At 72.2% G+C, this 25,863-nt stretch carries 21 protein-coding genes; 9 read left to right on the top strand and 12 right to left on the bottom strand.

The window, feature by feature from the left end; genetic code table 11:
• Positions 1 to 24: 24 nt before the first annotated feature.
• A complete protein-coding gene (locus ACF1BH_RS14850; RefSeq protein ID WP_391642855.1) occupies positions 25 to 1,164 on the bottom strand; it encodes a Dyp-type peroxidase in 1,140 nt (379 codons plus the stop codon).
• Between the two features lie 87 nt (positions 1,165 to 1,251).
• On the opposite strand from ACF1BH_RS14850, the gene ACF1BH_RS14855 reads away from it, so the two are divergent.
• Positions 1,252 to 2,589, top strand: a complete 1,338-nt coding sequence (locus tag ACF1BH_RS14855; protein ID WP_391642856.1) for a nitrous oxide reductase family maturation protein NosD — start codon at positions 1,252 to 1,254, stop codon at positions 2,587 to 2,589.
• Between the two features lie 7 nt (positions 2,590 to 2,596).
• Here the strand turns inward: ACF1BH_RS14855 and ACF1BH_RS14860 are convergent, their stop codons facing one another.
• From ACF1BH_RS14860 to ACF1BH_RS14875, 4 genes are all read right to left on the bottom strand, one after another.
• The gene (locus tag ACF1BH_RS14860) at positions 2,597 to 3,271 is read right to left on the bottom strand and encodes a hypothetical protein (RefSeq protein WP_391642857.1); all 675 of its coding nucleotides are present in this window, start codon (positions 3,269 to 3,271) and stop codon (positions 2,597 to 2,599) included.
• Between the two features lie 309 nt (positions 3,272 to 3,580).
• Positions 3,581 to 5,986 (bottom strand): SdrD B-like domain-containing protein, encoded by a 2,406-nt coding sequence (locus tag ACF1BH_RS14865; RefSeq protein ID WP_391642858.1) that lies wholly within the window; start codon positions 5,984 to 5,986, stop codon positions 3,581 to 3,583.
• 600 nt (positions 5,987 to 6,586) lie between these two features.
• Positions 6,587 to 7,411 (bottom strand): aldo/keto reductase, encoded by an 825-nt coding sequence (locus ACF1BH_RS14870; RefSeq protein WP_391642859.1) that lies wholly within the window; start codon positions 7,409 to 7,411, stop codon positions 6,587 to 6,589.
• A 113-nt stretch (positions 7,412 to 7,524) separates the two neighbouring features.
• The gene (locus ACF1BH_RS14875; protein ID WP_391642860.1) at positions 7,525 to 8,745 is read right to left on the bottom strand and encodes an MFS transporter; all 1,221 of its coding nucleotides are present in this window, start codon (positions 8,743 to 8,745) and stop codon (positions 7,525 to 7,527) included.
• Positions 8,746 to 8,927: 182 nt separating this feature from the next.
• Here ACF1BH_RS14875 and ACF1BH_RS14880 point away from each other — a divergent pair, with 182 nt between their 5' ends.
• Positions 8,928 to 9,395 carry a MarR family winged helix-turn-helix transcriptional regulator gene (locus tag ACF1BH_RS14880; RefSeq protein ID WP_391642861.1) on the top strand — a complete coding sequence of 156 codons (468 nt, stop codon included), beginning with the start codon at positions 8,928 to 8,930 and terminating at the stop codon, positions 9,393 to 9,395.
• Positions 9,396 to 9,478: 83 nt separating this feature from the next.
• On the opposite strand, the gene ACF1BH_RS14885 is transcribed toward ACF1BH_RS14880, so the two are convergent.
• The gene (locus ACF1BH_RS14885) at positions 9,479 to 10,105 is read right to left on the bottom strand and encodes a TetR/AcrR family transcriptional regulator (RefSeq protein WP_391642862.1); all 627 of its coding nucleotides are present in this window, start codon (positions 10,103 to 10,105) and stop codon (positions 9,479 to 9,481) included.
• A gap of 165 nt (positions 10,106 to 10,270) precedes the next feature.
• Here ACF1BH_RS14885 and ACF1BH_RS14890 point away from each other — a divergent pair, with 165 nt between their 5' ends.
• Together ACF1BH_RS14890 and ACF1BH_RS14895 are read left to right on the top strand one after the other, a co-directional pair.
• Positions 10,271 to 11,851 (top strand): APC family permease, encoded by a 1,581-nt coding sequence (locus ACF1BH_RS14890; protein ID WP_391642863.1) that lies wholly within the window; start codon positions 10,271 to 10,273, stop codon positions 11,849 to 11,851.
• 53 nt (positions 11,852 to 11,904) lie between these two features.
• Entirely contained in the window at positions 11,905 to 13,518 is a 1,614-nt protein-coding gene (locus tag ACF1BH_RS14895; protein ID WP_391643074.1) for an amidohydrolase, read from the top strand.
• A gap of 45 nt (positions 13,519 to 13,563) precedes the next feature.
• Here the strand turns inward: ACF1BH_RS14895 and ACF1BH_RS14900 are convergent, their stop codons facing one another.
• Genes ACF1BH_RS14900 through ACF1BH_RS14910 form a run of 3 tightly spaced genes read right to left on the bottom strand, consistent with a single transcriptional unit; the run spans position 13,564 to position 17,298 of the window.
• Positions 13,564 to 14,421, bottom strand: a complete 858-nt coding sequence (locus tag ACF1BH_RS14900; RefSeq protein ID WP_391642864.1) for a phosphatase PAP2 family protein — start codon at positions 14,419 to 14,421, stop codon at positions 13,564 to 13,566.
• A gap of 36 nt (positions 14,422 to 14,457) precedes the next feature.
• Positions 14,458 to 15,663 (bottom strand): LacI family DNA-binding transcriptional regulator, encoded by a 1,206-nt coding sequence (locus ACF1BH_RS14905; protein WP_391642865.1) that lies wholly within the window; start codon positions 15,661 to 15,663, stop codon positions 14,458 to 14,460.
• 24 nt (positions 15,664 to 15,687) lie between these two features.
• The gene (locus ACF1BH_RS14910) at positions 15,688 to 17,298 is read right to left on the bottom strand and encodes a glycoside hydrolase family 13 protein (RefSeq protein WP_391642866.1); all 1,611 of its coding nucleotides are present in this window, start codon (positions 17,296 to 17,298) and stop codon (positions 15,688 to 15,690) included.
• Between the two features lie 261 nt (positions 17,299 to 17,559).
• Between ACF1BH_RS14910 and ACF1BH_RS14915 the strand changes: the two genes are divergently transcribed.
• Genes ACF1BH_RS14915 through ACF1BH_RS14925 form a run of 3 tightly spaced genes read left to right on the top strand, consistent with a single transcriptional unit; the run spans position 17,560 to position 20,623 of the window.
• Positions 17,560 to 18,834 (top strand): extracellular solute-binding protein, encoded by a 1,275-nt coding sequence (locus ACF1BH_RS14915; protein ID WP_391642867.1) that lies wholly within the window; start codon positions 17,560 to 17,562, stop codon positions 18,832 to 18,834.
• Positions 18,831 to 19,766, top strand: coding sequence for a carbohydrate ABC transporter permease (locus ACF1BH_RS14920; RefSeq protein WP_391642868.1), 936 nt, complete (start codon positions 18,831 to 18,833; stop codon positions 19,764 to 19,766). Before ACF1BH_RS14915 ends, ACF1BH_RS14920 begins: the two co-directional genes overlap by 4 nt.
• On the top strand, positions 19,763 to 20,623 hold the full coding sequence (locus ACF1BH_RS14925; protein ID WP_391642869.1) for a sugar ABC transporter permease: 861 nt from the start codon (positions 19,763 to 19,765) through the stop codon (positions 20,621 to 20,623). The genes ACF1BH_RS14920 and ACF1BH_RS14925 overlap by 4 nt, the downstream gene beginning before the upstream one ends.
• Before the next feature lie 76 nt (positions 20,624 to 20,699).
• On the opposite strand, the gene ACF1BH_RS14930 is transcribed toward ACF1BH_RS14925, so the two are convergent.
• Complete coding sequence (locus tag ACF1BH_RS14930) at positions 20,700 to 21,878, bottom strand: RNA-guided endonuclease InsQ/TnpB family protein (RefSeq protein WP_391642870.1); 1,179 nt, start codon at positions 21,876 to 21,878, stop codon at positions 20,700 to 20,702.
• A 182-nt stretch (positions 21,879 to 22,060) separates the two neighbouring features.
• On the opposite strand from ACF1BH_RS14930, the gene ACF1BH_RS14935 reads away from it, so the two are divergent.
• Together ACF1BH_RS14935 and ACF1BH_RS14940 are read left to right on the top strand one after the other, a co-directional pair.
• Complete coding sequence (locus tag ACF1BH_RS14935) at positions 22,061 to 23,680, top strand: glycoside hydrolase family 13 protein (protein WP_391642871.1); 1,620 nt, start codon at positions 22,061 to 22,063, stop codon at positions 23,678 to 23,680.
• Positions 23,677 to 24,714, top strand: coding sequence for a LacI family DNA-binding transcriptional regulator (locus ACF1BH_RS14940; RefSeq protein ID WP_391642872.1), 1,038 nt, complete (start codon positions 23,677 to 23,679; stop codon positions 24,712 to 24,714). The genes ACF1BH_RS14935 and ACF1BH_RS14940 overlap by 4 nt, the downstream gene beginning before the upstream one ends.
• Positions 24,715 to 24,718: 4 nt before the next feature.
• Here the strand turns inward: ACF1BH_RS14940 and ACF1BH_RS14945 are convergent, their stop codons facing one another.
• Together ACF1BH_RS14945 and ACF1BH_RS14950 are read right to left on the bottom strand one after the other, a co-directional pair.
• Positions 24,719 to 24,907 (bottom strand): DUF397 domain-containing protein, encoded by a 189-nt coding sequence (locus tag ACF1BH_RS14945; RefSeq protein WP_391642873.1) that lies wholly within the window; start codon positions 24,905 to 24,907, stop codon positions 24,719 to 24,721.
• Positions 24,904 to 25,734, bottom strand: coding sequence for a Scr1 family TA system antitoxin-like transcriptional regulator (locus ACF1BH_RS14950; protein ID WP_391642874.1), 831 nt, complete (start codon positions 25,732 to 25,734; stop codon positions 24,904 to 24,906). The genes ACF1BH_RS14945 and ACF1BH_RS14950 overlap by 4 nt, the downstream gene beginning before the upstream one ends.
• Between the last annotated feature and the right edge of the window lie 129 nt (positions 25,735 to 25,863).

The following is a 25,863-nucleotide window of genomic DNA, read 5'->3' on the forward strand; positions in this document are numbered from 1 at the left end:
CCGGCGGGCCCGGGTGGGTCGTGCTCAGCCGAACAGCGGGGATCCGAGCGGGCGCCGCCGGTCGAAGCCGGGGAGGATCAGGAAGGTGGCGCCGGCGGTGGTGGTGGTGAAGGGCAGCAGCGCGTCGGAGACATCCATGTGGGTGAGGGTGGCGGTGAAGGTCCGCAGGTCGTTCTGGAAGCTGATGAAGAGCAGGCCGGGGGCGGGCGCGGCGATGCTGTAGGAGCGGCGGAGCATGAGCCCGGCCCCGACCACGGTGGCGTGCGCTCGGCGTACGTGGGCGTCCGCGGGGACGAGATAGCGTCCGTCCGGTGTCTTGGCCCCGAGGTCCGGGCCCGCGGCGGCGGTCCCGCCGGAGAGGGGCACGCCGCTTGCCCGGCGCCGCCCGAAGACCGCTTCCTGTTCGGCCACGGACAGGGCGGCGAACCGCGGCAGGTCGAGTTCCATACGCCGCAGTACGGCAAGGGTGCCGCCGGCGACCGCGGGGGGCCCCGTCAGCCACAGGTCGCGTCGTTGTTCGGCGGGCGTTTGCGGACCCACGATGCCGTCGAGGAATCCGAGCGGGTTGCGCGGCGCGGTGAGGCCGTTGCCGACGGACACCTGCGCACCGCGGTGTGCGGACTGGCGCCAGCGTTCGCGGACGCGGTCACCGGCCTGGTCCAGCAGCGCGGAGGCGACGGCCGGTAGGAGCAGCGGGTCGCCAGCGCAGATCTGTATCAGCAGGTCACCGCCGTGTGCTCGCGGGGCGATCCGCTCGCGGGAGAAACGCGGGAGGTCGGCCGCGCCGGGCAGCGAGGCACCGGCCGTGCGCACCAGCCGGGGGCCCACACCGACGGTCACGGTGAGGTCGCCCGGCGGCAGGCCCAGCAGCCGCGGGTCGGTCCCCGCCGTGAGCGTGCGGATGGCCTGGCCGAGTTCGGCCAGTACCGGGCCGGGAGCCACGGTGGCGCCGAGGTCGGCGACCACGGCGAGCAGGTGGGCCTGGGCCGGTCGGGGAAGCGTGATGCCCGCCTGATGGCGGCCCGTCGCGGGAACCGGCCCGGGCGTCGGGGCGTGCTGCCGGGCGGGGGCCGGTGTGCACCCCGCGGTCAGGCCGGCGGCCATCATGGCGCCGGTGACATCGAGGAACGCCCGGCGTGACGGCTGGTGATCGGCTCGGCGCATGGGGTGCAGAGTGCCACACCCGAATTGTGCGCGTCCGTCAACTTCGCGATTCTGGCGTGGAATTGGGCGTCATGCCAGACTGGGATCATGCCTCGATCAGCTCTTCGTGTGGTGGCCGCGGTGGTGGGCACGCTGGCACTGGTCTCCGGCTGCGGCGGCGACGGCGGCTCCGGCAGAGGCCACCGCCCGACCGGTGCGCGGGTGACGATCCGGGTACCCGCCGATGCCCCGACGGTCTCGGACGCGGTGTCCTTGGCCCGGCCCGGCGACCTGGTGCTGGTCGCGCCGGGTGTGTACCACGAGTCGGTGAGGATCGACACGGCGCGCATCACGCTCCGCGGGGTGTCCCGGGACAAGGTCGTCATCGACGGGCGGCTGCGGCAGCCGAACGGCATCGTCGTCTCGGCGCCCGGGGTGGCCGTGGAGAACCTGACCGTGGAGAACAACACACAGAACGGCGTCCTGGTCACCGGTTCGGCGAAAGCGGCCGCCGGCCTGCCGGGGCGAGGCGGCGGCTACGACACCGGCGACGAGCCCGTCACCTTCCTGAAGTCGTTCCTGGTCTCCCACGTGACCGCGACCCGCAACGGCCTGTACGGCATCTACGCGTTCTCCGCCCGGAACGGTGTCATCGCGAACTCGTACGCATCGGGCGGCGCCGACTCGGGGATCTACGTCGGCCAGTGCAAGCCCTGCAACATCGTGGTGCGGGACAACGTCGCCGAACTCAACGCGGTCGGTTACGAAGGCACCAACGCCGGCGGCGACATGTACGTGGTCGGCAACCGTCTGGTCGGCAACCGGGTCGGCCTCACCACCAACTCCGACCACCAGGAGAAACTGCTCCCGCAGAAGGGCGCCCTCATCGCGGGCAATCTGATCGCCGCCAACCAGCAGACGGCCACCCCGGAGCAGGCCGACGGCGGGTGGGGCATCGGCGCCGGCATCGACGGCGGCACCGACAACCGGTTCCTCCGCAACCGCATCGCCGGCAACACCGACGCCGGGCTGGTGATCACCGCGACCACCGACATACCGCCGGTCGGCAACCAGATCGTGGACAACGTGTTCACCGGCAACGGCATCGACGTCGGCTGGACGTTCCCCACCGCCACGCGGGGCCGGGGCAACTGCCTGCGGGGCAACGATCTGCGCACCACCGTGCCCGCCCGGCTCGCGGCGACCGCGGCCTGCCCGGTTCCGGCCGGGGCGTCCTCGCCGACCGGTACGTGGACGGCGCCGGCGGCCCCCGGCGGCATCCCGTTCACCGAGGTCGCGGCGCCTGCTCCGCAGCCGCAGTTCCCCGACGCCGCCACCGCGGGCCCCACCGTGGTCCCGCCCGTCGTGACCCCGCCGAAGGTGGCGGACATCCGGCTGCCGCCGGCGTCCCTGCTCGCCGCGCACGCGCGGGTGCGGACGTCCTGAACCGCGGCTACCGGGCCGGGGTGGTTCCGGGGACCGGCTTCACCGGAACGTAGGGGTGGGTGTCGAAATCGACGACCACCGGCTCCGGCTGCGAACCCGCGCTGACGCGGACCCGGTACATGGTGCCGTCGGAGCCGATCCAGTAGCGCACGTTGCCCGCCGTACCGGAGTGGCCGGGGGAGGACGGCCCGGTGAGGACGTCCGTCCAGCGCCCGTCCAACTGCTCCCGCCCCTGCCAGGCGGCGCCGTTCTGCGGCAGCAGTTCGGCGTTGTCCGGCCGGTCGCCGCCGAGACCGAGCACGATGGACAGGGAGGTGTCCAGCGCGCTGCCGGATGACAGCAGCGGACGTTCGTACCAGCCCGAACGGGGCGGCGACGCGGGGGCGTGCGCCGGGGCGTCCGGCATCGGGCGGATGCGCACCGAGGTGGGCGTCCACCGGATCAGCCCGTCGCTGGACTCGTCGCGCCCGGTACCGTGCACCACGCCGTAACCGGCCTTGCGCCGGTAGTCGACGGACGCGGTGACGGTCAGCCCGCCGGCCGTGCCCGGCACGGTGATCGTCACCGCGCGGCCCCGCGCCTGGTAGTTACGGAATCGCGTGAGCGCCAGCCGGTTCGCCTCATCCGTCGTCAGGGGGCGCGGACCGCCGGCGCCGCCGTCGGCGATCAGGAACGCGGACACCGCGGCCGCCACGACGGCCGCGGCGCCGACGAGGGCCGCGGCCCGGCGCGCCCGCGGCCCTCGGCGCCGTTCGGCCGGACGGCCCGGTGGGGCCTGCCGGATTCTCCTGCTCCGCACGCGGTTCGACGCTGACACTCTCCGACGCATCCTTTCGCTGACCCCACCGTCCGGCCGCCGCGGGCTCACGGTGGCACGCGGCGGTCCGGTGGCAGGCGACGCCGAGGCCGGCCCTGGTGGACCGGCCGGGACGTGAGCTGCCCGTCCGCGCCGTCCGGAGCGTGGACGGGCAGCTCACCGTGGTGCGTTCGTTCAGTGGTGCCGGGTGCGGCGATCCCGGGTCACGAACGCGATGACCAGGCCGGTGCCCACCAGCAGGCCGACGATGCCGGCCATCTCCACCAGCCCGGGCGTACCGGTGTTCGCCAGCGAACCCCCGCCCCCACCGGCCGGGGCCGGGTGGGGGGCGGGCGGCGCGGGCGACGGCGGCGTGGAGGCCGCGGGCGGCGTCGGAGCCGGCGTCGGTGTCGGGGTCGGTGTCGGGACCGGTGTTTCCTTCGGGATGTACACCCCGGCGTCGATGGTGTGATCGACCCCGCCCGGCTTCTCCGGCGCCGTGACCGGCGCGTCGCCGCTGCACAGCGGGCCGGTGGTCGGCGGGGGCACGTTGGAGTCGTGCGCACGGTCGGCACCGGCCCGCGGGAGCGTGAACCGCAGCTCGTCCGCCGGGGGATGCTCGGGCACCTGGCTGGTGTCCGCCGTGCACACGTCGAACTGCACCGTGTACTTCGCGCCCGGCGTGAGCTCGTACGCGGCGCCGACACCACCGAAGTAGTACTCGCCGGCGGCATCGGTCCTGGTCGTGGCGACCTGTTTGCCGTCCGCGTCCAGCAGGTTGACCGTCGCCCCCGGCAGCAGCACGTGCCCCGGGTCCTGGATGCCGTTGTGGTCGCCGTCGAACCACACGACGTTGCCGATCTGGACCGGGGCGTTCGCCGCCGCGTACGCGATGTCACCGAGCCCGCCGGCCTTGCCGAACCCGCCCTGTCCCGGGCTGACGAACTGGAATCCGTTGGCGGTCGGGTTGTTGCCCGGGCCCTGGCCGGTCGTGATGTCGTGGTAGCCGGTCCCCGAGGTCGCGACGTTGACGACCGGGTCGAACTCCGTGCTGACGACCCACTGCTGCTGCGGGATGTAGGCCACCGACCCCAGCGCGGTCTCCTGGTGCGCGTTGGCGTAGAAGTCGCCCGGGAAGTATTCGACGACATCGGCGGACTGGCCGCCGTTGTCGGCGGGGGTGGCGTGGTTGGGGCAGCTCCCGGTGCCTTCCCACTGGTACGCACCGGTGGGAGTGGCGCAGACCATGGTGATGTCCCCACCGGACATGCCGTTTTCCGCCGTGTCGTTCCCCGGGCGGGGGTCCAGCCCTCCCCAACTGAGCACATCCATGAACCGGTCACGGAATCCCAGGATCATCGAGCCGTCGCGGGCGAAGGCGAGGGAGGCCAGCTCCGGCTGCGGGTCGATGAAGACGTTGCCGGCCTTCCGGTCGTCCCAGGTGTCCAGGCCGGTGTTCCACGGGTTCCAGTGGGTGGCCTTGTCGCCGGAGCCGAAGACGCTGCCGCGTTCGTCGGTGAGCGGGTGGCTCAGCACCGTGGTGAACCGCTTCCCGTCGTAGGCGGAGACGACGGCCCTCAGGTCCGCGCGCCGCTGTGTGCTCTCCGCGCTGCACACGCCGCCGACGTACAGCGTGTTGTCGTGGACCTGGAGACCGAACGGCCGCCAGTCGCCGGGGCTCGCGCACCCCGGGTCCGGGACGGGGACCGTGGACTCGGGCGCCGCGGCGGTGGCTCCTGTCGCGTCAAAGCTCACCACTGTGCGGTTCCGCAGGTTCACCGCGTACAGCGTGGAACCGTCCTCCGACAGGGCCAGGCCACCGATGCTCTCCTTGCCCGGCGCGTCGGTGAACCCGGGATCCTTGATCACGTGGGCGGTGTCGTGGCGCGTCACCGCGGCGTCCGGCACCCGCGCGAAGAGCTTCGGCGCACCCGATCCGTTGACCGGCACCGTGTAGATCGCGCCGCCGCCCTGCGGCCCGTACGGGGCGTACCGGCGGGCGAACGCGCTCTGGAACAGCCGGGTCCGGTACTTGTCGTACGCCAACCCGAATGTCGTGCCCACCTGGTCCTGCGTGGCCAGCGTGGCCGGGCACGCCACATCGGTGGGACACGTGCCCCGGACCTTCGTCCCGAACGCCACCAACGCCCGGTTGTCGGTCCCGTTGGCACCGTTGTGGACCGGTACGAAGTACCGCGAGTCCGGTAGCGCGTAGTCGGCCGGATTCCACACCCCCGTCACCACCGAGGCGTTCTTTCCGCCCGACACGTCCACGAACGATGTGAAGCTGTCGAAGTGGTTCCCCGCCGTCGACGCGGGCGCCGCCCGCAGATAGCCGCTGTGCGGCGCCGGGATGCTGACGTCGACGCGGTAGCGGCCGCCGCTCAGCACGGTCGACGGCGCCACCACGACCTTTCCCGTGGCATCCGTGACGCCGGTGACCACATGCCCGGCGGGGTCGGAAACCGCCACCTCCATGCCCCGCTGCGGCATGTCCATCGCCGCGTTGATCACGCCGGTGCCGAAGAAGTCGCGCAGCACCTCAACGGTGAGAGTGCCGTCGGCGGGCGAAGCGGCGGCCGGTCCGGCCGCCGTTCCCACGGCGCCGCCTGCCAGCAGAAGAACGGATAACGCGATGCGGGCCGGCGGCTCCGCGAGCCTCCGGGCCCATCGGCGCGAGTCCCTGCCGAGTCGGTTCATGGCATCACACTCCACACTTCTCGTGTCGTGGAAAAGGAGCCCCCGCTGCTCGCCACCCGTGCGCTTCGTGCCCTTGGGTGCGGACGCCGGTCGCGCACGTCATGGGAGAAAAAAGGGCCCACGGCTGTTGCGTGGACCGCTTTGTGGTGAGGGTGCGAGGGGTATTGCGGCTGAGCTGTGAGCGCGGTGGAACAGGAAAAGCGAACGCGCTTTCGTGATCTTGGGCGGGACCGCCCTGACGTGCGTGTTTGTGCAGCTCAAGCACGGTTTTCCCCCGACCTCACCCGTTATCGCGAGCCGCGCGCGATATCTTATCCCCGAGAGTCTCGCCGTCACCAGTAGAACTTTTCGCATTCCTCGGGAGCCGCGGAATTGCCCGGACGCTCGGAGAATGACGTCCGGAAGAATGTACGAGATGAAGTGGTGGCCGAATCCGGTCCCGTCGGACGGGTGCCCCGTGGCGCCGGTCCGCGGGGGACCGGCGCCACGGGGCGGTGCGGCTCAGTTGAGGGTGTCGGGGTCCGGGCCGGTGCGCAGGCCCCGGTCGAGTCCGGCGATCCCGGTCATCTCGGCGTCGGTGAGGGTGAAGCCGAAGACGTCGAGGTTCTGCCGGATCCGGGCGGGGGTGACGGACTTGGGGATCACGACGTTGCCGAGCTGGAGGTGCCAGCGCAGCACGGTCTGCGCCGGGGTGACGCCGTGTGCCGCGGCGATGCGCACGATCGCCTCGTCCGCCAGGACCGCGCCCTGGGCGAGCGGGCTCCACGCCTCGGTCGCGATCCCGTGCTCGGCGTGGAAGGCGCGCAACTCGGCCTGCTGGAGGCCGGGGTGCAGCTCCACCTGGTTGACCGCCGGGGTGATGCCGGTGTGCTCCATGAGGCGCTGGAGGTGCGGGATCTGGAAGTTCGAGACGCCGATGGCGCGCGCCCGCCCGCCGGCGAGGATCTTCTCCATCGCCCGGTACGTCTCCACGTACAGGTCGCGGGCCGGGGTGGGCCAGTGGATGAGGTAGAGGTCGACGTGGTCGAGGCCCAGCTTGTCCAGCGAGGCGTCGAACGCGGCCGGGGCGCGGTCGGCGCCCTGGTCCTCGTTCCACAGCTTGGTGGTGACGAACAGTTCCTCGCGGGGGATGCCGGAGTCGGCCAGCGCCTTGCCGGTGCCGCGCTCGTTGCCGTAGATCGCGGCGGTGTCGATGCTGCGGTAGCCGGCCTCCAGGGCGGACGAGACCGCGGCGGTGGTCGCCTCGTCGGGGACCTGGAAGACGCCGAAGCCCAGCTGCGGCATGGTCACGCCGTTGTTGAGCGTCACGTGCGGTACGGAGGTCATCAGGGGGTTCCTTTCACGGGTGCCGTGGGGGCGGGGAGGGTGGGCGGCGGCGCGCCGGGGAGGGGCGCCGACCGGTCCGGGGGCGGGCCCGCGGTCGGTCTGCGGGCGCGGGGTCAGGAGTGGACGGATCCCGCGGGGGCGGGCGCGGCGGCCCCGGCGGCAGCCGCCGGGGCGGCGGTCACCGCGGCGGGGGAGCGCAGCTCCAGCCGGCGGGAGATGAGGGCCAGCACCAGGGCGGCGGCGGCCAGGACGGCGCCGACGGCGTTGGGTGCGGCGTAGCCGAGGTGGGCGGAGATCACCAGGCCGCCGAGCCAGGCGGCGAGGGCGTTGCCCAGGTTGAAGGCGCCGATGTTGGCCGCGGAGGCGAGCGTCGGGGCGCCGTGGGCGTGGTCCAGGACGCGCTTCTGGAGCGGCGGGACGGTGGCGAAGCCCAGTGCGCCGATGAGGAAGACGGCGACGACGGCGGCGATCTTGCCGGAGGCCAGGAAGGTGAAGAGCAGCAGGACCAGGGCCAGGCCGCCCAGGGCGGTGAAGAGCATCGGCATGAGCTTGCGGTCCGCGAACCGGCCGCCGGTGAGGTTGCCCACGACCATGCCGACCCCGAAGACCACCATCAGCCAGGTGACGGAGGACTCCGCGAAGCCGCTGACCTCGGTCATCATCGGCGCGATGTAGGTGATCGCGGCGAACACGCCGCCGAAGCCGAGGACCGTCATCGCCATCGCCAGGATGACCTGGCCGTTCCTGAACGCGCCGGCCTCGTCCCGCAGCCGCACCCCTTCCGGCTTGGGGACGTCGGGGACGAGCTTGGCGACGCCGGCGAGCCCCACGACGCCGAGGGCGGCGACGATCAGGAAGGTCACCCGCCAGCCGGCGCTCTGGCCCACGAACGTGCCCACGGGCACGCCGACGACGTTGGCCACGGTCAGGCCGGTGAACATCATGGAGATGGCGCCCGCCTTCTTCTCCGGGGCCACCAGTTCGGCGGCGACGACGGAGCCGATGCCGAAGAACGCGCCGTGCGCCAGTGAGGCCACCACCCGGCCGATCAGCATGACGGCGAAGACGGGGGCGACGGCGGAGATCACGTTGCCGACGATGAACAGGCCCATGAGCAGCATGAGCATGTTCTTGCGGGAGATCCTGGTGCCGAGGGCGGTCATGATCGGGGCGCCGATCATGACGCCGAGGGCGTAGCCGGTGACCAGGAATCCGGCCGTCGGTACGGACACCCCGAGATCCGCGCCGACCTGGGGCAGCAGCCCCATGATGACGAATTCCGTGGTGCCGATTCCGAAGGCTCCCATGGCCAGGGCCAGAAGTGCGAGCGGCATGACGAGGGTCCTTTGAGATGCGGGGAAAGGGCGACAGCCAGAAGATGCATGAGCGTCTTACGTGCATTGACAATAGTTGCAGACGATGGCTAATGGCAAACGCGGGTATAGTGGATCCCGTGATACGGCGGCAGGAACCTGCCGGCGCCTCCGCTCGTACGACCCGACCGAGGGAGCTGTCCATGACCGCCACCGACCCGGCGATGACCGCACTGGCGCACAGCTGGTCGGCGCTCTCGCTGCTGCACGGCCGCATCGAGGGCAGCGTCGAGCGGGCGCTGCAGGCCGGGCACGGCCTGAGTGCCCGCGAGTACTCACTGCTGGACGTGTTGAGCCGCCAGCACGACGGCGAGGGCGGCCACCTCCAGATGCGGCAGGTCGCCGACGCCGTGGTGCTCAGCCAGAGCGCCACCACCCGGCTGGTGACCCGGCTGGAGGAGCGCGGGCTGCTGGCGCGGTATCTGTGCCCCACCGACCGCCGCGGCATCTACACCGATGTCAGCGACGCCGGTCTGCGCCTGCTGGAGGAGGCCCGCCCCACCCACAACACGGCCCTGCGGGAGGCACTGGACCGCGCGGCCGCCGAGCCCGCGCTCGCGCCGCTGGTGACCGCCGTCGAGGAGTTGCAGGGCGAGGTCCGCCCGGTGTGACCCGCCGGGGCGCCCGGTCGCTCCGCAGGGTGCCGATGCCGTCGGCGTCCGCCGTTCCGGCGGGTGTCGGCGGCATCGATGTGTTACGCCGTCCCCTCCTGCGCGCCCGCCGCGTGCAGCGCCCGCACCCGCTCCATCACCCCCGCCAGGGAGAGCGCGAAGGCGGTGTCGGCGCGGTGCGGTCCCGCGTGGGCGACGGCGGCGGCGAGGCGCGGGGTGTCGGCGGGGTCGGCGACCTCCCACATCGTCTCGGGGGCGGCGAGGTCGAGGGCGGAGCCGAGGACGACGTTCTCCACCGCGACGATCACCGGGATCACCTCCGGCGGGGCGAACCCGGCGTCCAGCAGCACCCCGCACGCCCGCTCGTAGAGGGCCAGTACGCGCGGGGCGCGGACGGGGGAGACGGTCAGCAGCGGGATGGTGCGGGGGTGTGCGGCGAAGGCGGCGCGGTAGCTGCGGGCCCAGGCCTCCAGGGCCGCGTCCCACGGGGTGATCTCCAGCGTGGCGGGGTCGATGGCGCCGCCGACGTGCTCGCGCAGCAGCTCGATGACGCCGGCCCGGCCGTCGACGTGGTGGTAGACGGAGGCTGTGCGCACCCCCAGTTCCCGGGCGATCTGCGGCACGCTGAAATCGCCCTGTTCGTCCACGAGCCGCAGCGCCGTCTCGCCGATCCGCGCCCGGTCCAGCAGCGGTGTCCGCGGCCTCGCCATGTCGTCTTCTCCCGCCCGTGAGGTCTTCCCGAATCGTACGGGCGGGGGTTACGGTGCAAAAACCGAAAGGCTTTAGGTTAAATTCCTTGCGGTCCCGTTGCCGTGCCCACCCCTCCCGCGCACCGGGCCGCCCTCCTCTCCGCCGCAGAAGGGCACCCGCACGCCATGGCCGCACCCGCCACCGCCCCGCAAGGGGCCCCGCCCCGCCCCGCGCCACCCGGCACCTCGGAACCGACGCTGCGCCGCGGCAGCCTCTCCGCCGCCGACATCGCCTTCTTCGTCATCTCCGCCGCCGCCCCGCTCACCGTCATGGCCGGGACCTCGCCCGTCGCCATCGGCGCCGGCGGTCTCGGCGCCCCCGTCGGCTACCTCCTGGCCGGCGCCACCCTCGCCCTCTTCGCCGTGGGCTTCACCACCATGGCCCGCCACGTCCGCCACGGCGGCGGCTTCTACGCCTTCATCACCCGCGGGCTGGGCCGCCCCGCCGGACTCGGCGCCGCCACCCTCGCCCTCCTCGCGTACAACGGCATGCAGATCGGCGTCCACGGGCTGTTCGCCACCGCCACCCAGGAGGCCCTCGAAGCCTTCTGGGGCGTGCACGTCCCCTGGCCGCCGCTGGCCTTCGCCGGGATCGCCGTCATCTGGTACCTCGGGTACCGCAGCATCGACTTCGGCGCCAAGGTCCTCGGTGTGCTGCTGGTCGCCGAGACCGGCATCCTCGTCCTGCTGGCCGGCGGCGTCCTGCTGCACGGCGGCGCACACGGTCTCGGCGCCGACTCCTTCACCCCGGCGCACGTCCTGGTGCCCGGCACCGGTGCCGTCCTGGCCTTCGCGTTCGCCGCCTTCACCGGCTTCGAGTCGACCGCCATCTACCGCCGCGAGGCCCGCGACCCGGGCCGCACCATCCCCCGCGCCACCTACGTCGCGGTCGCCTTCCTCGGCCTCTTCTACGCCTTCATCATCTGGATCATCGTCCAGGCGTACGGCCCCGACCGGATCGTCGCCGCCGCCCTGCACGACCCGGCCGGACTCTTCTTCTCCGCCACCACCCGCTACGTCGGCGCCTGGGCCACCGACCTGATGCACATCTTCATCGTGACCAGCATCGTCGCCTCCCAACTCGCCTTCCACAACGCCATCAACCGCTATGCGCTCTCCCTCGCCCAGGAGGGCGTGCTGCCCGCCGCCCTCGGCCGCGTCCACCCCCGCAACCGCTCCCCGTACGTCGCCGGAGCCGTGCAGAGCGCCCTCGCCGTCCTCGTCGTCGCGGGGTTCGCGGTGGCCGGCGCCGATCCGTACCGGCAGCTGCTGCTCTGGATGAACACCCCCGGCATGCTGGGCCTCCTCGCGCTCCAGGCGCTCACCGCCGCCGCCGTTCCCCTCTTCTTCCGCCGCTTCACCCACGGCGAGGGCGTCTGGCGCACCCGCGTCGCCCCGCTCGCCGCCGCCGTGCTGATGACCGGCGCCCTCGGCCTCGTCATCTCCAAGATCGACCTGATGACGGCCGCGCCGCTCGCCACCAACACCGTCCTGGTCCTCCTCGTCCCCGCCGCCTTCCTCCTCGGCCTGGCACTCGCCCGGCGCCTGCGGCTCCGCCGCCCCGCCGTGTACGAGGGGTTCGCCGCCGAGCCCCCGGAAGCCGACGACGATGACGGCGGGGACGGCGCGGATGGCGCGGCGCCGGGCGGTCCCGCCACGGCCCCCGCCACGGCCCCCGCAACCACCCGTCCCGCCGACCACTCCTGACCCCGCCCCACCCCGACCGAGGAGGCCCCGTGCCCACCGCATCCCCCGCCCCGCTGACCGCCGCCGACACCGTGCTGACCGGCGCCCGGGTGCGCACCCTCGACCCGCAGCGCCCCTGGGCGAGCGCCGTCGCCGTCAAGGACGGCCGGATCGCGGCGGTCGGCGAGGACGCCGACGTACGGGACTGGCGGGGCGCGGCCACCGAGGTCGTCGACCTGGGCGGCGCCACCCTCACCCCGGGCCTCGTCGACGGGCACAGCCACCCCGTCTGGGGCGTCGACATGTCCGACGGCACCGACCTCACCGCCGTCCGCGACCTCGACGGGCTCCGCGCCGCCCTCGCCACCGCCGCCCGTGACCTGCCGCCCGGCGGCTGGGTCACCGGCTGGGGCCTCGACCACAACGTCTTCGGTGACCACCCCGTCCACCGCTCCCTCATCGAGGACGCCCTCGGCGGCGCCCCCGCCTTCCTCCGGCTCTACGACGGCCACTCCGCGCTGGCCAGCGGCGCGGCGCTGGCCGCCGCCGGGGTCACCGGACCGCGTACCTTCGCCCAGCGCGCCAGCGTCGTCTGCGACGCGGACGGCCCCACCGGGCATCTGATCGAACACGCCGCGATGGAGCTGCTGGCGGACGTCGTCCCGCTGCCCGACCCCGCACAGCGCCGCGCCCGGCTGCTCGCCTCGCTGAACGAGATGGCCGCCGCCGGGCTGACGGGCGCCCATGTGATGGACATGCAGAGCCCCGGCGTCCCCGAACTCCTCGCCGCCGTCGAAGCCGACGGCCATCTCCCCGTCCGCCTCCGCCTCGCCCCCTGGTGCATGCCCGGCATCGACACCGACGGCCTCGACCACCTCGTCGCCCTCCAGCAACTGCACGGCCGCCACTGGCGGGTCGGCGGCGTGAAGTTCTTCATGGACGGCACCGTCGAGGGCGGTACCGCCTGGCTGGAGCACCCGGACTGCCACGGTGAGTCCACCGACGCCCTCTGGCCGGACCCGGCCGCGTACACCCGCGCCGTCCACCACCTCGCCCGCGCCGGGGTCCGCACCGTCACCCACGCCATCGGCGACGCCGCGGTACGCCACGCCCTCGACACCGTCGAACTCCTCGGCGACACGGGCGCGGCGGGCCGCCACCGCCACCGCATCGAGCACATCGAGACCGTCCCCGCCGACCAGCTGCCCCGCTTCGCCGCGCTCGGCGTCGCCGCCTCCATGCAGCCGCTGCACACCGCCTACACCCGCGCCGACCACACCGACGCCTGGTCCCGCCGGGTCGGTGCGGAGCGCGCCGGACGCGCCTGGCGCTGCCGTGATCTGCGGGACGCCGGGGCCGTCCTCGTCCTCGGCTCCGACTGGCCGATCGCCCACCACGACCCCCGCGCCACCCTCGCCACCGCCCGGCTGCGCCGCCCCGCGGGCGCTCCCGGCACCGCGCCGGTCACCCCCGAACAGGCCCTGACCGGCCTGATGGCGCTGGAAGGCTGCACCACCCACGCCGCGCTCGCCGTCGGCGAGGAGCACGAGGCGGGCCGGATCGCCCCCGGCTACCGCGCCGACCTCACCGCCCTCGCCGTCGACCCGGTCACCGCCCCCGCCGACGACGTCGCCACGGCCCCCGTCCGGCTGACGATGTCCGGCGGCCGCGTCACCCACCGCGGCTGAACGGAGGCGGGGCCGGGGCCACCGCCCCGGCCCCGCCCCGGCGCCTCAGATCCGCACCGGTTTCCGTTCCCGCCCCACCGCGTACCGCGCCAGATGGTGCGGCAGCGTCCCGTACCAGAGGAAGGCCACCGCGAAGCCGAACAGCAGGCACAGTGCGCCGCCGAAGGCGTCCAGCCAGAAGTGGTTGGCGGTGGAGACGATCACCAGCAGGGTGAAGAACGGGTAGAGCAGCGCCGCCGTCCTCACCCACACCCGGCGGGCCAGCAGCGCCACCGTCAGACCGCACCACAGCGACCAGCCGATGTGCATCGACGGCATCGCCGCGTACTGGTTCGACATCGACGCGAGGTTCCCGGACGCCATCGAGCCCCAGGTGTTGTGCTGGACCAGGGTGTCGACGAACCCGCCGTCGGCCATCAGCCGCGGCGGCGCCAGTGGATAGAAGTAGTAGCCGACGAGGGCGACGCCGGTGGTCGCGAAGAGCGCCAGCCGGGCGGCGGCGTACCGGCCCGGGTGCCAGCGGTAGAGCCAGACCAGCACACCGATCGTCGCCACGAAGTGCAGCGTGGCGTAGTAGTAGTTCATCGGCACGATCAGCCAGGTCACGGCGTTCACCGCGTGGTTGACGGTGTGCTCGACGGCGATGCCGAGGGTGTGCTCGATCTGCCAGATCCAGTCGGCGTTCCGCAGCGCCTTCGCCTCCTGCTCGGGCACCGCGTTACGGATCAGCGAGTACGTCCAGTAGCTGAGCGCGATGAGCAGGATCTCGAACCACAGCCGGGGGGCGCGCGGTGCCCGCAGCCGGGTCATCCGGCCCGGGCGGGGCGGGCGCTTCGCGGTCGCGCCATGAGGTGGCGGGCTGGCCGGCCGGTCGTCGACGGTCCTCACATGCGCTTCACCCATAGGCAGACAGTTTGCCAGAAAGGGGTTACCCGTCTGTCATTCCCTGGTGGGGTTGGCGACGACCTGTGTACCTCTCGGGGTGGATGTCCCGACCCCGTCCTCCGGGGGCGGAGTGGATGGTTCCGGGATCTTTGTCCGCTTTGTGGGGGAAGGGGGTTCGGTCGTCGCGGTGCCGGTGGCCTCCGCGGCGCCGCCGGGCCACCCCGCCGCATCCGCGCCCGCCGCCGTCCGCGGCGCCGACGCGGTCGAGCCCCGCACCACCAGCTCCGGATGGAAGACGAACTCGCTGTGCGGCGCGGGCGTCCCGCCGATCTCCTCCAGGAGCGCCCGCACCGCGGCCTGTCCCATCGCCGGGACCGGCTGCCGGATGGTGGTCAGCGGCGGGTCGGTGAACGCGATCAGCGGGGAGTCGTCGAACCCGACGACCGAGACCTCACGCGGCACGTCGAGCCCCCGCTGCCGGGCCGCCCGGATCGCCCCGAGCGCCATCATGTCGCTGGCGCACACCACCGCCGTCGCCCCGCGGTCCAGCAGCGCACCGGCCGCCGCCTGCCCGCCCTCCAGGGAGTACAGCGAGTGCTCCACGCACCGCTCGGCCGCCGCCGCGTCCAGCCCCAGCTGTTCGCGCACCGCCCGGACGAACCCCTCGATCTTCCGCTGCACCGGTACGAACCGCCGCGGTCCGAGCGCCAGCCCGATACGGCGGTGGCCGAGCGCCGCGAGGTGGGTGACCGCCAGGTGTACCGCCGCCCGGTCGTCGGGGGAGACGAACGGCGCCCGCACCTCGGGGGAGAAGCCGTTGATGAGGACGAACGGGACGCCCTGGCCGCGCAGCCGGGCGTAGCGCTGCATGTCGGCGGAGGTGTCGGCGTGCAGCCCGGAGACGAAGATGATCCCGGCGACCCCGCGGTCGACCAGCATCTCCGTCAGCTCGTCCTCGGTCGAGCCGCCCGGCGTCTGCGTGGCGAGCACCGGCGTGTACCCCTGCCGCGTCAGCGCCTGGCCGATCACCTGGGCGAACGCCGGGAAGATCGGGTTCTCCAGCTCCGGGGTGATCAGCCCGACCAGACCCGCGCTGCGCTGCCGCAGCCGTACCGGGCGTTCGTAGCCGAGGACGTCGAGGGCGGCCAGCACCGATTGGCGGGTGGTCGCGGAGACGCCCGGTTTACCGTTGAGCACCCGGCTGACGGTGGCCTCGCTGACACCCGCCTGCGCTGCGATATCGGCCAGCCGGGCGGTCATGCCAGGGACTTTACCTTTCGCCCCTCAGATTGCCCACCAGGCGCAGCTGTCCCCCGGGAGCACCGCCGACGCCCCCCTGGCGGGCAGTGGCGCGCTGGCCAGCAGCAGCTTTCCGGGCGCCTCCAACGCGACGTCGCCACCGGTGGTGTTGACGGTGCAGACCAGCCCGGGGCGGGCGAACGCCAGCACTCCGTCCGGCGCCTCCCGCCAGGTCATCCCGCCGTCGCCCAGGCCCGGCAGCGCCCGCCGCAGGGCCAGCGCCGCCCGGTACAGCTCCAGCGTGGAGTCCACGTCGCCGGTCTGCGCCGCGACCGACAACCCGCCCCACGCGGCCGGTTGCGGCAGCCAGCTCCCGCCGTCGCCGAAGCCGTACGAGGGCCCGTCCGCGGTCCACGGCAGCGGCACCCGGCAGCCGTCGCGCAGCCCGTCCTGCCCGGAGGAGCCGGCGCCGGCGGCGCGGCGGCGGAGGAACGCCGGGTCCTGGCGGACCTCGTCGGGCAGGTCGGTGACCTCGGGGAGGCCCAACTCCTCACCCTGGTAGAGGTAGACGGAGCCGGGCAGCGCCAGCATCAGCAGCGTCGCCGCCCGGGCGCGGGCCAGGGAGCCGAGGCGGGTGGCGTGGCGGACCACGTCGTGGTTGGAGAGGACCCAGGTCGTCGGGGCGCCGACGGAAGCGGTGGCGGCCAGCGAGGCGTCGATGACCTCACGCAGCGCCGCCGCCTCCCAACCAGCCGTCAGGAACTGGAAGTTGAACGCCTGGTGCAGCTCGTCGGGGCGGACGTAGAGCGCCAGCCGTTCCGGGGTGGGCGCCCATGCCTCCGCGACGCCGATCCGGGCGCCGCCGTAGCTTTCCAGCAGGGTGCGCCAGGAGCGGTGGATGGCGTGGACGCCGTCCTGGTCGAAGAAGGGCAGCGACTGGTTGCCGATCAGGGTGGCCTGGCTGCCGCGGCCGATGTCCGGCAGGCCCGGCGCCTTGACCATGCCGTGCGCGACATCGATCCGGAAACCGTCGACACCGAGGTCGAGCCAGAACCGCAGGATCGCCGCGAACTCGGCGTGCACCTCGGGGTTGTCCCAGTTCAGATCGGGCTGCTCGGGCGCGAAGAGGTGGAGGTACCAGTCGCCGCGGTCGGTGCGCGTCCAGGCGGGGCCGCCGAACACCGACTCCCAGTCGTTGGGCGGCAGCGCGCCGTCGGCGCCGCGGCCGGGCCGGAAGAGGTAGCGCTCCCGGGCCAGCTCCGGGTCGCGGAACCACGGGTGCCGGTCGGAGGTGTGGTTCGGCACGATGTCGACGATCACCCGCAGCCCGTGGGCGTGGGCCGCGCGGAGCAGCGTGTCGGCGTCCTCCAGGCTGCCGAAGAGCGGGTCCACGGTGCGGTAGTCGGCGACGTCGTACCCGCCGTCGGCCTGCGGTGACGCGTAGAACGGCGTGAGCCAGACGGCGTCCACGCCCAGCTGCTTGAGGTACGGCAGCCGCTCGCGGACCCCGCGCAGATCGCCGATGCCGTCGCCGTCGCTGTCCGCGAACGACCGTACGTAGACCTGGTAGATGACGGCGTCGCGCCACCAGCCGGGCCCGGAGGTCTCTCCGGCGGCGCGGCGGGCGGGGCTGGGGGAGGTGAGCTGCTGGGTCATCTGCCGTCCCTGTTCGTGCGGGGAGGGCGGACGGCGGGCCGCCGGTGCGGCGCGGGGCCGCCGGGGCGCCGTGCGCCACCAGGAGTAGGTCGCCTGGCACCGGAAACAACGCGCCAGAGGGCGCCGGGTGACGGCTCGTACGCCTTCCCGCCGCAGACCTTTCCAGCAACCTTGCAGAAATATCCCGCAAGGTCTTTCGGTTTTCTTGCGGCGCTGTTACGTTCCTCCACGCCATCTCAGGCGATTCCCAAAGGAGTTCACATGCGGCGTGGCATACGTGGCGTCACCGCCACCGCACTGGCGGCGGGCCTGGCCCTGACGGCGACAGCCTGCGGTGGCGGCGGCGGTGACAGCAAGGCCGACGACGGAAAGATTTCCGGCACCGTCACCTTCTGGGACACCTCCAACGACGCCGAGAAGGGCACCTACCGCAAGCTTGCGGAAGGCTTCGAGAAGGAACACCCCGGCGTCCACGTCAAGTACGTCAACGTGCCCTTCGGCGACGCCAACGCCAAGTTCAAGAACGCGGCGGGCGGCAACGCCGGCGCCCCCGACGTGATGCGCACCGAGGTCGCCTGGACCGCCGACTTCGCCCACCTCGGCTACCTCGCCCCCCTCGACGGCACCCCCGCCCTCGACAACACCGCCGACTACCTCCCGCAGGCCCTCGGCTCCACCAAGTTCGACGGCAAGACCTACTCCGCCCCGCAGGTCATCGACACCCTCGGCCTCTTCTACAACAAGGCGTTGCTGAAAAAGGCGGGCGTGGGTGTCCCCAAGACCTTCGACGAGCTGGAGTCCGCCGCGAAGAAGATCAAGGCGAAGACCGGCGCCACCGCCCTCTACCTGCGCGGCGACGACCCGTACTGGTTCCTGCCCTACCTCTACGGCGAGGGCGGCGACATGGTCGACGCCCGCGACAAGACCGTCGAGATCGACGACGACGCCGGCACCCGCGCCTTCGCCACCCTCAAGCGCCTCGTCGACTCCAAGGCGGCCGTCACCGACGCCACCGACGGCCAGGAGAACGAACTCAAGGCGCTCAAGGACGGCGACGTCGCGATGGCGATCGACGGCCCCTGGGACATCGAGGGCGCCCGCGCCGGCAAGGCGTTCGCCGACAAGGACAACCTCGGCGTCGCCCCCGTCCCCGGCGGCAGCAAGGCCCAGGGCTCCCCGCAGGGGGGCTGGAACCTCTCCGTCTACGCCGGGTCCGCCAACCTCACCACCGCCTACGCCTTCGTCAAGTACATGAGCGGCGCGGACGTCCAGCGGAAGACCACCGAACAGCTCAGCCTGCTGCCGACCCGCAAGTCCGTCTACCAGCTCCCGTCAGTCGAGAAGAACGAGATGGTGAAGTTCTTCAAGCCCGCCGTCGACGGCGCCGTCCAGCGCCCGTGGATCGCCGAGGGCAACTCCCTCTTCGAGCCGATCAAGGTCCAGATGAACAAGGTCCTGACCGGCGCCGCCACCCCCAGCCAGGCCGCCAAGGCCACCGGCGACGCCTACCGGAAGCTGCTCAAGGACTACAAGTGACCCTCGCCGCCCGCGTCCGCCGCGCGCTGGCACCCCACTGGTACGCCTGGACGATGGTGGCGCCCGTCACCGTCGTCCTGGGCGTCATCATCGGGTTCCCGCTGGTGCGTGGCGTCTACCTCTCCCTCACCGACGCCGACGAGGCCAACGTCGCACGCGACATCGGCGTGAACCACCTGCCGGCGACCTACCACTTCACCGGCCTCGACACCTACCGCGCGATCCTCACCGACCCGGTGTTCTGGGGCCGCCTGGGCTGGACCGTGGTCTGGACGGTCGCCTGCGTCGGCATCACGTACCTCATCGGGCTGGGCCTGGCGACGCTCCTCAACCGCCCGCTGCGCGGCCGCACCGGCTACCGCCTCGCGCTGATCTTGCCGTGGGCGCTGCCCGCCTTCGTCTCCGTCTTCACCTGGCGGATGCTCTTCAACGACCGCAACGGGCTGCTCAACTCCGTCCTGACCGGCGGCGGCATCGGCGCGATCCCCTGGCTCAACGACCCCACCTGGGCCAAGATCGCGGTCATCGCCGTCAACGTCTGGCTCGGCGTCCCCTTCATGCTCGTCGCCCTCCTCGGCGGCCTCCAGTCCCTCCCGGGCGAGCTGTACGAGGCGGCCGAGATGGACGGCGCCGGGCCCTGGCAGCGCTTCCGGCACATCACCCTGCCGGGCCTGCGCACCGTCAGTTCCACGGTGATCCTGCTCTCCACCATCTGGACGTTCAACATGTTCCCGGTGATCTTCCTGCTCACCCGGGGCGGCCCCGGCGACGCCACGGAGATCCTGGTGACCTACGCCTACCGCCTCTCCTTCGTCGACAGCCCCCGCGACTTCTCCGGCTCCGCCGCCTGGGGCGTCCTGATCCTCCTGCTCCTTTGCGCCGCCGCCGTCCTCCACCGCCGCGCGCTCCGCAAGCAGGGAGAGACGTGGTGACCGTGACCGCAGCTACGAAGCCCCCGCGCCGCCGCGGCGCGCGCTCCCCCCTCGCCTCCGCCGGCCTGCACGCCACGCTGCTGCTCGCCGCCGTGATCGCCGTCTTCCCGCCCCTCTGGCTGCTGATCACCTCGTTCAAACCGAAGAACGACGCCTTCACCACCGACGTCGTCTCCCACCCCACCCTCGCCAACTACCGCCACGTCCTGGGCGACACCTCCTTCCCGACCTGGTTCGGCAATTCCGTCCTCGTCGTCGCCGTCACCACCGTCGTCGGCGTCCTCCTCGCCGCCACCACCGGCTACGCGCTCAGCCGCTTCCGCTTCCCCGGGATGCGCCCGCTGCTGTGGCTGCTGCTCATCACCCAGATGTTCCCGGTGGCCGTGCTGATCGTGCCGCTCTACAACCTGATGGCGGGCCTCGGCCTCCTCAACCAGCCCGGCGGCCTGATCATCACGTACCTGACCATCGCCGTGCCGTTCTGCGCCTGGATGATGAAGGGCTACTTCGACACCATCCCCGTCGAGATCGACGAGGCGGGCCGCGTCGACGGCCTCTCGCCGTTCGGCACCTTCTGGCGTCTGGTGCTGCCGCTGGCCCGCCCCGGCCTCGCCGTCACCGGCTTCTACACCTTCGTCACCGCCTGGGCCGAGGTCGCCTACGCCTCCGCCTTCATGACCGGCGACGAACACCTCACCCTCGCCGGCGGGCTCCAGACCTTCGTCAACCAGTACACCAACGACTGGGGCTCGATGACCGCCGCCGCCGTCCTCATCGCCGTCCCGGCCACCGCCGTCTTCGCCTTCGCCCAGCGCCACCTCGTCGCCGGACTGACCGCCGGCACCACCAAGGGTTGACTCCTCCCCTTCGTGAACGAGGGGGATTTCCAGCTCACGTCGCCTGACCCCCGACGGGGGTGCAGGTCTTACACGATCAGCACTGGCCGGGTATGAGACCAGCCCGGACGAGCATCACGCGGGCTGAGTTTTTGTCCCTCGGTCGGGACACTCCGCACGCGGTGCACGTATACGTTCGTTCAGAGAGAGGCAGCGCGTGCTTGGTTCTCGCTCCGCAGTCTGCGCAATCCGCCGTGGTGTGCGCCGGGTGCACCAGGTGCACGATCCGGCCGTGCTTGCGGCCCATCTCGACCAGGGCCTTCTTCGTCGCCGAGATCGCGGCGTCGGCGGCTCTTCGGGCCATGGTGGTCTTCGCCAGGAACTTCGGGCGGAAGTCCTCCACCGCTATGGCGTCATGGTCGCGGACCACGGACTTGGCCCACTTGCGGCCGGTGTCCTGCCGCTGGGCTGCGACCTTCCGATGCAGCTTCGCGGTCTGCCGCTTCGCTTCGCGGTAACCCTTCGAAGCTGCCTGCCCCTTGGGTGGCCCACGCCGGGCCATCGTCCGCTGGTAGCGGGCCATTTTCTGCGCCGCAGTGCGCCCATGCTGCGGGTGGGGAAGATCATGAACATCGCTGGTGGTGGTCGCGGTCTCCTTCACGCCCCAGTCGATCCCGATCACGCGGCCGGTCAGGGGCAGATCCTCGGTCACGGCGGCCGTCACGAAGGAAGCCCACCAGTGCCCTACCGCATCGCGGTACACGCGCACCGACGACGGCGGTCCGGGCAGCTCCCGCGACCACACCACTGTCACGACAATGCCGCCCGCCAGATGCAGACGGCCATCCTTGAGACGGAATCCCCGCTTGGTGTATTCGAGGGTGGGCAGCGCTTCGCGCTTCCTCTTCCACCTGGGCATCCCGGCCCGCTGCCGCATCGGCAATCTGGCCTTGATGTCCTTGAGGGCCTTCGCCCGCGACGTGCCGAAGTCGCGTATCACCTGCTGCTGAGGTACACACGCGCCCTCACGCAGCCACGGTGTGCGGGCTCGGGCCTCGGTCGGCATCGCTGCGAGCTGCACCGGCCCACACGTCGTCTTCGCGCCGGTCGCCCGGTTGTGCGCGTGGACGACCTTGGACTTGGCCACGCACTCATTCCACACCCAGCGCACCCGGTCCCACTCGGCTTCGAGCGCCGTACGCGCCGACGACGACAGGCGAAGGCGGTAGGTGTACCGGCAATACCCGGCCGCCTGCGCACTCACCTCTGCCGTCATGCATCAGAACCTACATGGGAGGACTGACAGTTGAGCCCCCTTACTCTTTGCGACGCCCCTCACCAGCGGTTTTGGTGTACGCCGATCCGTCCTGGCAGCAAATCGGCTTTTCCTGCCCCGCTCACGCGGGAGCTTCGTTTCCTCCCCCGGCTGAAGCCGGCGACATCCACGAAGGAGACCTGATGTTTCCGGACCCCTCCGCATCCGCCCCGAGCCAGGACGCCGCCCGCCCCGACTGGTGGCGCGACGCGGTGATCTACCAGGTCTACCCCCGCAGCTTCGCCGACGCCGACGGCGACGGCATGGGCGACCTGGAAGGCATCCGCCGCCGCCTGCCCCACCTGCGCGACCTCGGCGTCGACGCCGTCTGGCTCTCCCCCTTCTACGCATCGCCGCAGGCCGACGCCGGATACGACGTCACCGACTACCGCGCCGTCGACCCGATGTTCGGCACCCTCGACGACGCCGACGCGATCCTGCGCGACGCCCGCACCCTGGGCCTGCGCGTCATCGTCGACCTCGTCCCCAACCACTGCTCCGACCAGCACGCCTGGTTCCGGCAGGCCGTCGCCGAGGGCCCCACCTCCCCGCTCCGCCACCGCTTCCACTTCCGCGACGGCCGCGGTGAGGGCGGCGAACTCCCGCCCAACGACTGGGAATCCGTCTTCGGCGGCCCCGCCTGGACCCGCCTGCCCGAGCCGGACGGCCAGTGGTACCTCCACCTCTTCGCCCCCGAGCAGCCCGACTTCAACTGGGAGCACACCGCCGTACGCGACGAGTTCCGCTCCGTGCTGCGCTTCTGGCTCGACCGCGGCGTCGACGGCTTCCGCATCGACGTCGCCCACGGCCTGATCAAGGCCGCCGGCCTGCCCGACATCGGCCGCGGCAGCCAGGCCACTCTGATCGGCAACCAGGAGCTGCCCTTCTTCGACCAGGACGGCGTCCACGAGATCTACCGCGACTGGCGCACCCTCCTCGACGAGTACGACGGCGCCCGCATCGCCGTCGCCGAGGCATGGGCCCCCAGCCCCGACCGCACCGCCCGCTACGTCCGCCCCGACGAACTCCACCAGGCGTTCAACTTCCACTACCTCGGCACCGCCTGGGACGCCCCCGCCCTCCGCGAAACCATCGACGCCTCCCTCGACGCGATGCGCCCCGTCGGCGCCCCCGCGACCTGGGTCCTCTCCAACCACGACGTCGTCCGCCACGCCACCCGCCTCGGCGGCGGCCTCGCCCGCGCCCGCGCCGCGACCCTGCTGATGCTCGCCCTGCCCGGCTCCGCCTACCTCTACCAGGGCGAGGAACTGGGCCTGCCCGAGGTCACCCACCTGCCCGACGAGGCCCGCCAGGACCCGGCGTTCGCCCGCCGCACCGCCACCTCCGGCCAGGACGGACTGCGCGACGGCTGCCGCGTCCCGATCCCCTGGGAGAAGGACGGCTGCTCCTACGGCTTCGGCCCCGGCGGCAGCTGGCTCCCGATGCCCGCGGAGTGGGGCGCCCTCTCCGTCGCCGCCCAGACCGGCGACCCGGGCTCCACCCTGGAGCTGTACCGCGCCGCCCTCGCCCTGCGCCGCACCCACCCCGGCCTCGGCGCGGGCACCGGCGTCACCTGGCTGGACGCCCCCGACGGCATCCTCACCTTCCGCCGCCCCGGCGGCCTCGTCTGCACCGTCAACACCACCGACACCGCCGTCCGCCTCCCGGCCCCCGGCAAACCTCTGCTCTCCTCCGGCCAGATCCCCGCGGTGGACGGCGAGTTCATCCTTCCCGCCGACACCACCGTCTGGTGGGAAGAGTGACCGCACCGGCCTCCCGCGCCACCCCCCGCCTCGCCGACCTCGCCGCCCAGGCGCAGGTCAGCGAGGCGACCGCGAGCCGCGTCCTCAACGGCCGCGCGGGCGTCGCCCACGCCACCCGGCAGCGCGTCCTCGCCGCCCTCGACGTCCTCGGCTACGAACGCCCCGTCCGGCTCCGGCGCCGCAGCGCCGGGCTGGTCGGGCTGGTCCTCCCGGAGCTGACCAACCCGATCTTCCCGGCGTTCGCCCAGATCATCGAGCAGTCACTGGCCGGCCACGGCTACACCCCGGTCCTGTGCACCCAGATGCCGGGCGGCTCCACCGAGGACGAACTCGTCGAGCAGCTGGAGGAACGCGGCGTCACCGGCATCGTCTTCCTCTCCGGCCTGCACGCCGACACCGGCGCCGACCCGGCCCGCTACCACCGCCTCCGCGACCGCGGCGTCCCGTACGTCCTGATCAACGGCCACCGCCCGGACATCCCGGCGCCGTCCGTCTCACCCGACGACGGCGCCGCCGCCCGCATGGCGGTCGACCATCTCGCCGCCCTCGGCCACACCCGCATCGGCCTCGCGGTCGGCCCCGCCCGCTACGTCCCCTCCCGCCGCAAGGCGGAAGGCTTCAAGGCGGCCCTGACCGACCGCCTCGGTCTGCCGCCCGCGGACGCCGAACGCCGCGTCTGCCACACCCTGTTCAGCGTCGAGGGCGGCCACGCGGCGGCCGACGCCCTCCTGGACGACGGCTGTACGGGCCTGGTCTGCGGCAGCGACCTGATGGCCCTCGGCGCCGTCCGCGCCGCCCGTGGACGCGGCCTGCCCGTCCCCGGCGCGGTCTCCGTCGTCGGCTTCGACGACTCTCCGCTGATCGCCTTCACCGACCCGCCCCTGACGACGGTCCGCCAGCCCGTCCAGTCGATGGCCGCCGCCGCCGTCGACACCCTCATCGAGGAGATCCAGGGCCATCCGGTCCGGCACACGGAGTTCGTCTTCCAGCCGGAGCTGGTGGTGCGGGGGTCGACGGGGGCGCTACGGGGGTGAGCGCTCAGCGCCGAGCGACCGCGTACGCGACGAACGCGCTCCAGGTGTCGGCGCCCACCGCGAGCTGCGGTCCGTCCTTGTCCTTGGAGTCACGGATGTGGATGGTGGTGGGGGAGGGGGCGATCTCGATGCAGTCGCCGTCTTCGCTGCCGCTGTAGCTGCTCTTACGCCAGGCCGGTTCGGTGGTGTTCATAGTGCTCCTCGCATCCGCTGCAACAGGCTCAGTGAGTCTTCGGGGGAGAGAGCCTGTGAACGCATCCTGGCATAACGCATATGGAGCACACTGATCTCCTTGGGGTCGGAGATAAGGGTGCCGGATCGTTGGCCCTCGCAGTAGGCGAACCACTTGTGCTCCGGGGTTTCCGCCAGCTGCATCGGCCCCGCCAATCCAGCATGAGTTTCTCGTACTTGAGGCATGATCTGTACCTCTACGTTGCGCATCTGGGCGATCTCGATCACGTGGCCAATGAGTTCCCTGGTCACGTCCTTGCCGCCCGCGCAACGCAGGAACAGGTGCTCTTCCAGGATGAAGCTGTACGCCGTGTTCGGGCGCTCCCGCAGCAAGCGTTTCCGATCCATCCTCGCCGCGAGTTGGTTCGCCATCTGTTCGTCGTCCAGGGGCGGCAGCCGGTTGGCGAACAGCGACTTCGCGTACGCCTCCGTCTGCAACATTCCAGGCACCATCCGGCACTCATACGCGTACAGGCTCAGCGCTTTCTGCTCCAGTGCAGCCCACTGACGGAACCATGCCGCCAACCCCGGCTTCCGGGCGAGATGCGGTGCCATCGCAGCCAACACGCCGTGTGCGTCCAGCACTTCCTCTGCCTTCTTCACGAAATCCGGCTGAGGGAATCGCCGTCCCTGCTCGACCGACGCCACTGTCTGGGCCGAGAACCCCACCAGCGGAGCGAACTCCTCCTGCGTCAGATCGGCCCGTTCCCGGAATGCCTTGACTGCCGCGCCGAACGCCTTGAGGCTGTCCGTGCACTCCGGCTCGCCGCCGCCCTTTTTCTTCGCCATGTTCGGCACCTCCGCTGTGCGCGCCCCTCCGCCAACTCGGCCATGCTCACGGTCGGTTACCCGTACTGTCCACTCTCCGCACCCGTACGCTGACCGAGCGTACGGGCTCAGGTGCTGGTCAACGCGCTG

It is taken from the genome of Streptomyces sp. NPDC014733, from assembly GCF_043083385.1.
Taxonomy (GTDB): domain Bacteria; phylum Actinomycetota; class Actinomycetes; order Streptomycetales; family Streptomycetaceae; genus Streptomyces.

Excerpts from the sequence above, each read along its gene's own strand:
- ACF1BH_RS14850 (WP_391642855.1), bottom strand. The coding sequence starts at position 1,164 with ATGCGCCGAGCCGATCACCAGCCGTCACGCCGGGCGTTCCTCGATGTC.
- ACF1BH_RS14855 (WP_391642856.1), top strand. The coding sequence starts at position 1,252 with ATGCCTCGATCAGCTCTTCGTGTGGTGGCCGCGGTGGTGGGCACGCTG.
- ACF1BH_RS14870 (WP_391642859.1), bottom strand. The coding sequence starts at position 7,411 with ATGACCTCCGTACCGCACGTGACGCTCAACAACGGCGTGACCATGCCG.
- ACF1BH_RS14875 (WP_391642860.1), bottom strand. The coding sequence starts at position 8,745 with ATGCCGCTCGCACTTCTGGCCCTGGCCATGGGAGCCTTCGGAATCGGC.
- ACF1BH_RS14880 (WP_391642861.1), top strand. The coding sequence starts at position 8,928 with ATGACCGCCACCGACCCGGCGATGACCGCACTGGCGCACAGCTGGTCG.
- ACF1BH_RS14885 (WP_391642862.1), bottom strand. The coding sequence starts at position 10,105 with ATGGCGAGGCCGCGGACACCGCTGCTGGACCGGGCGCGGATCGGCGAG.
- ACF1BH_RS14890 (WP_391642863.1), top strand. The coding sequence starts at position 10,271 with ATGGCCGCACCCGCCACCGCCCCGCAAGGGGCCCCGCCCCGCCCCGCG.
- ACF1BH_RS14900 (WP_391642864.1), bottom strand. The coding sequence starts at position 14,421 with ATGGGTGAAGCGCATGTGAGGACCGTCGACGACCGGCCGGCCAGCCCG.
- ACF1BH_RS14905 (WP_391642865.1), bottom strand. The coding sequence starts at position 15,663 with ATGACCGCCCGGCTGGCCGATATCGCAGCGCAGGCGGGTGTCAGCGAG.
- ACF1BH_RS14910 (WP_391642866.1), bottom strand. The coding sequence starts at position 17,298 with ATGACCCAGCAGCTCACCTCCCCCAGCCCCGCCCGCCGCGCCGCCGGA.
- ACF1BH_RS14915 (WP_391642867.1), top strand. The coding sequence starts at position 17,560 with ATGCGGCGTGGCATACGTGGCGTCACCGCCACCGCACTGGCGGCGGGC.
- ACF1BH_RS14930 (WP_391642870.1), bottom strand. The coding sequence starts at position 21,878 with ATGACGGCAGAGGTGAGTGCGCAGGCGGCCGGGTATTGCCGGTACACC.
- ACF1BH_RS14935 (WP_391642871.1), top strand. The coding sequence starts at position 22,061 with ATGTTTCCGGACCCCTCCGCATCCGCCCCGAGCCAGGACGCCGCCCGC.
- ACF1BH_RS14945 (WP_391642873.1), bottom strand. The coding sequence starts at position 24,907 with ATGAACACCACCGAACCGGCCTGGCGTAAGAGCAGCTACAGCGGCAGC.
- ACF1BH_RS14950 (WP_391642874.1), bottom strand. The coding sequence starts at position 25,734 with ATGGCGAAGAAAAAGGGCGGCGGCGAGCCGGAGTGCACGGACAGCCTC.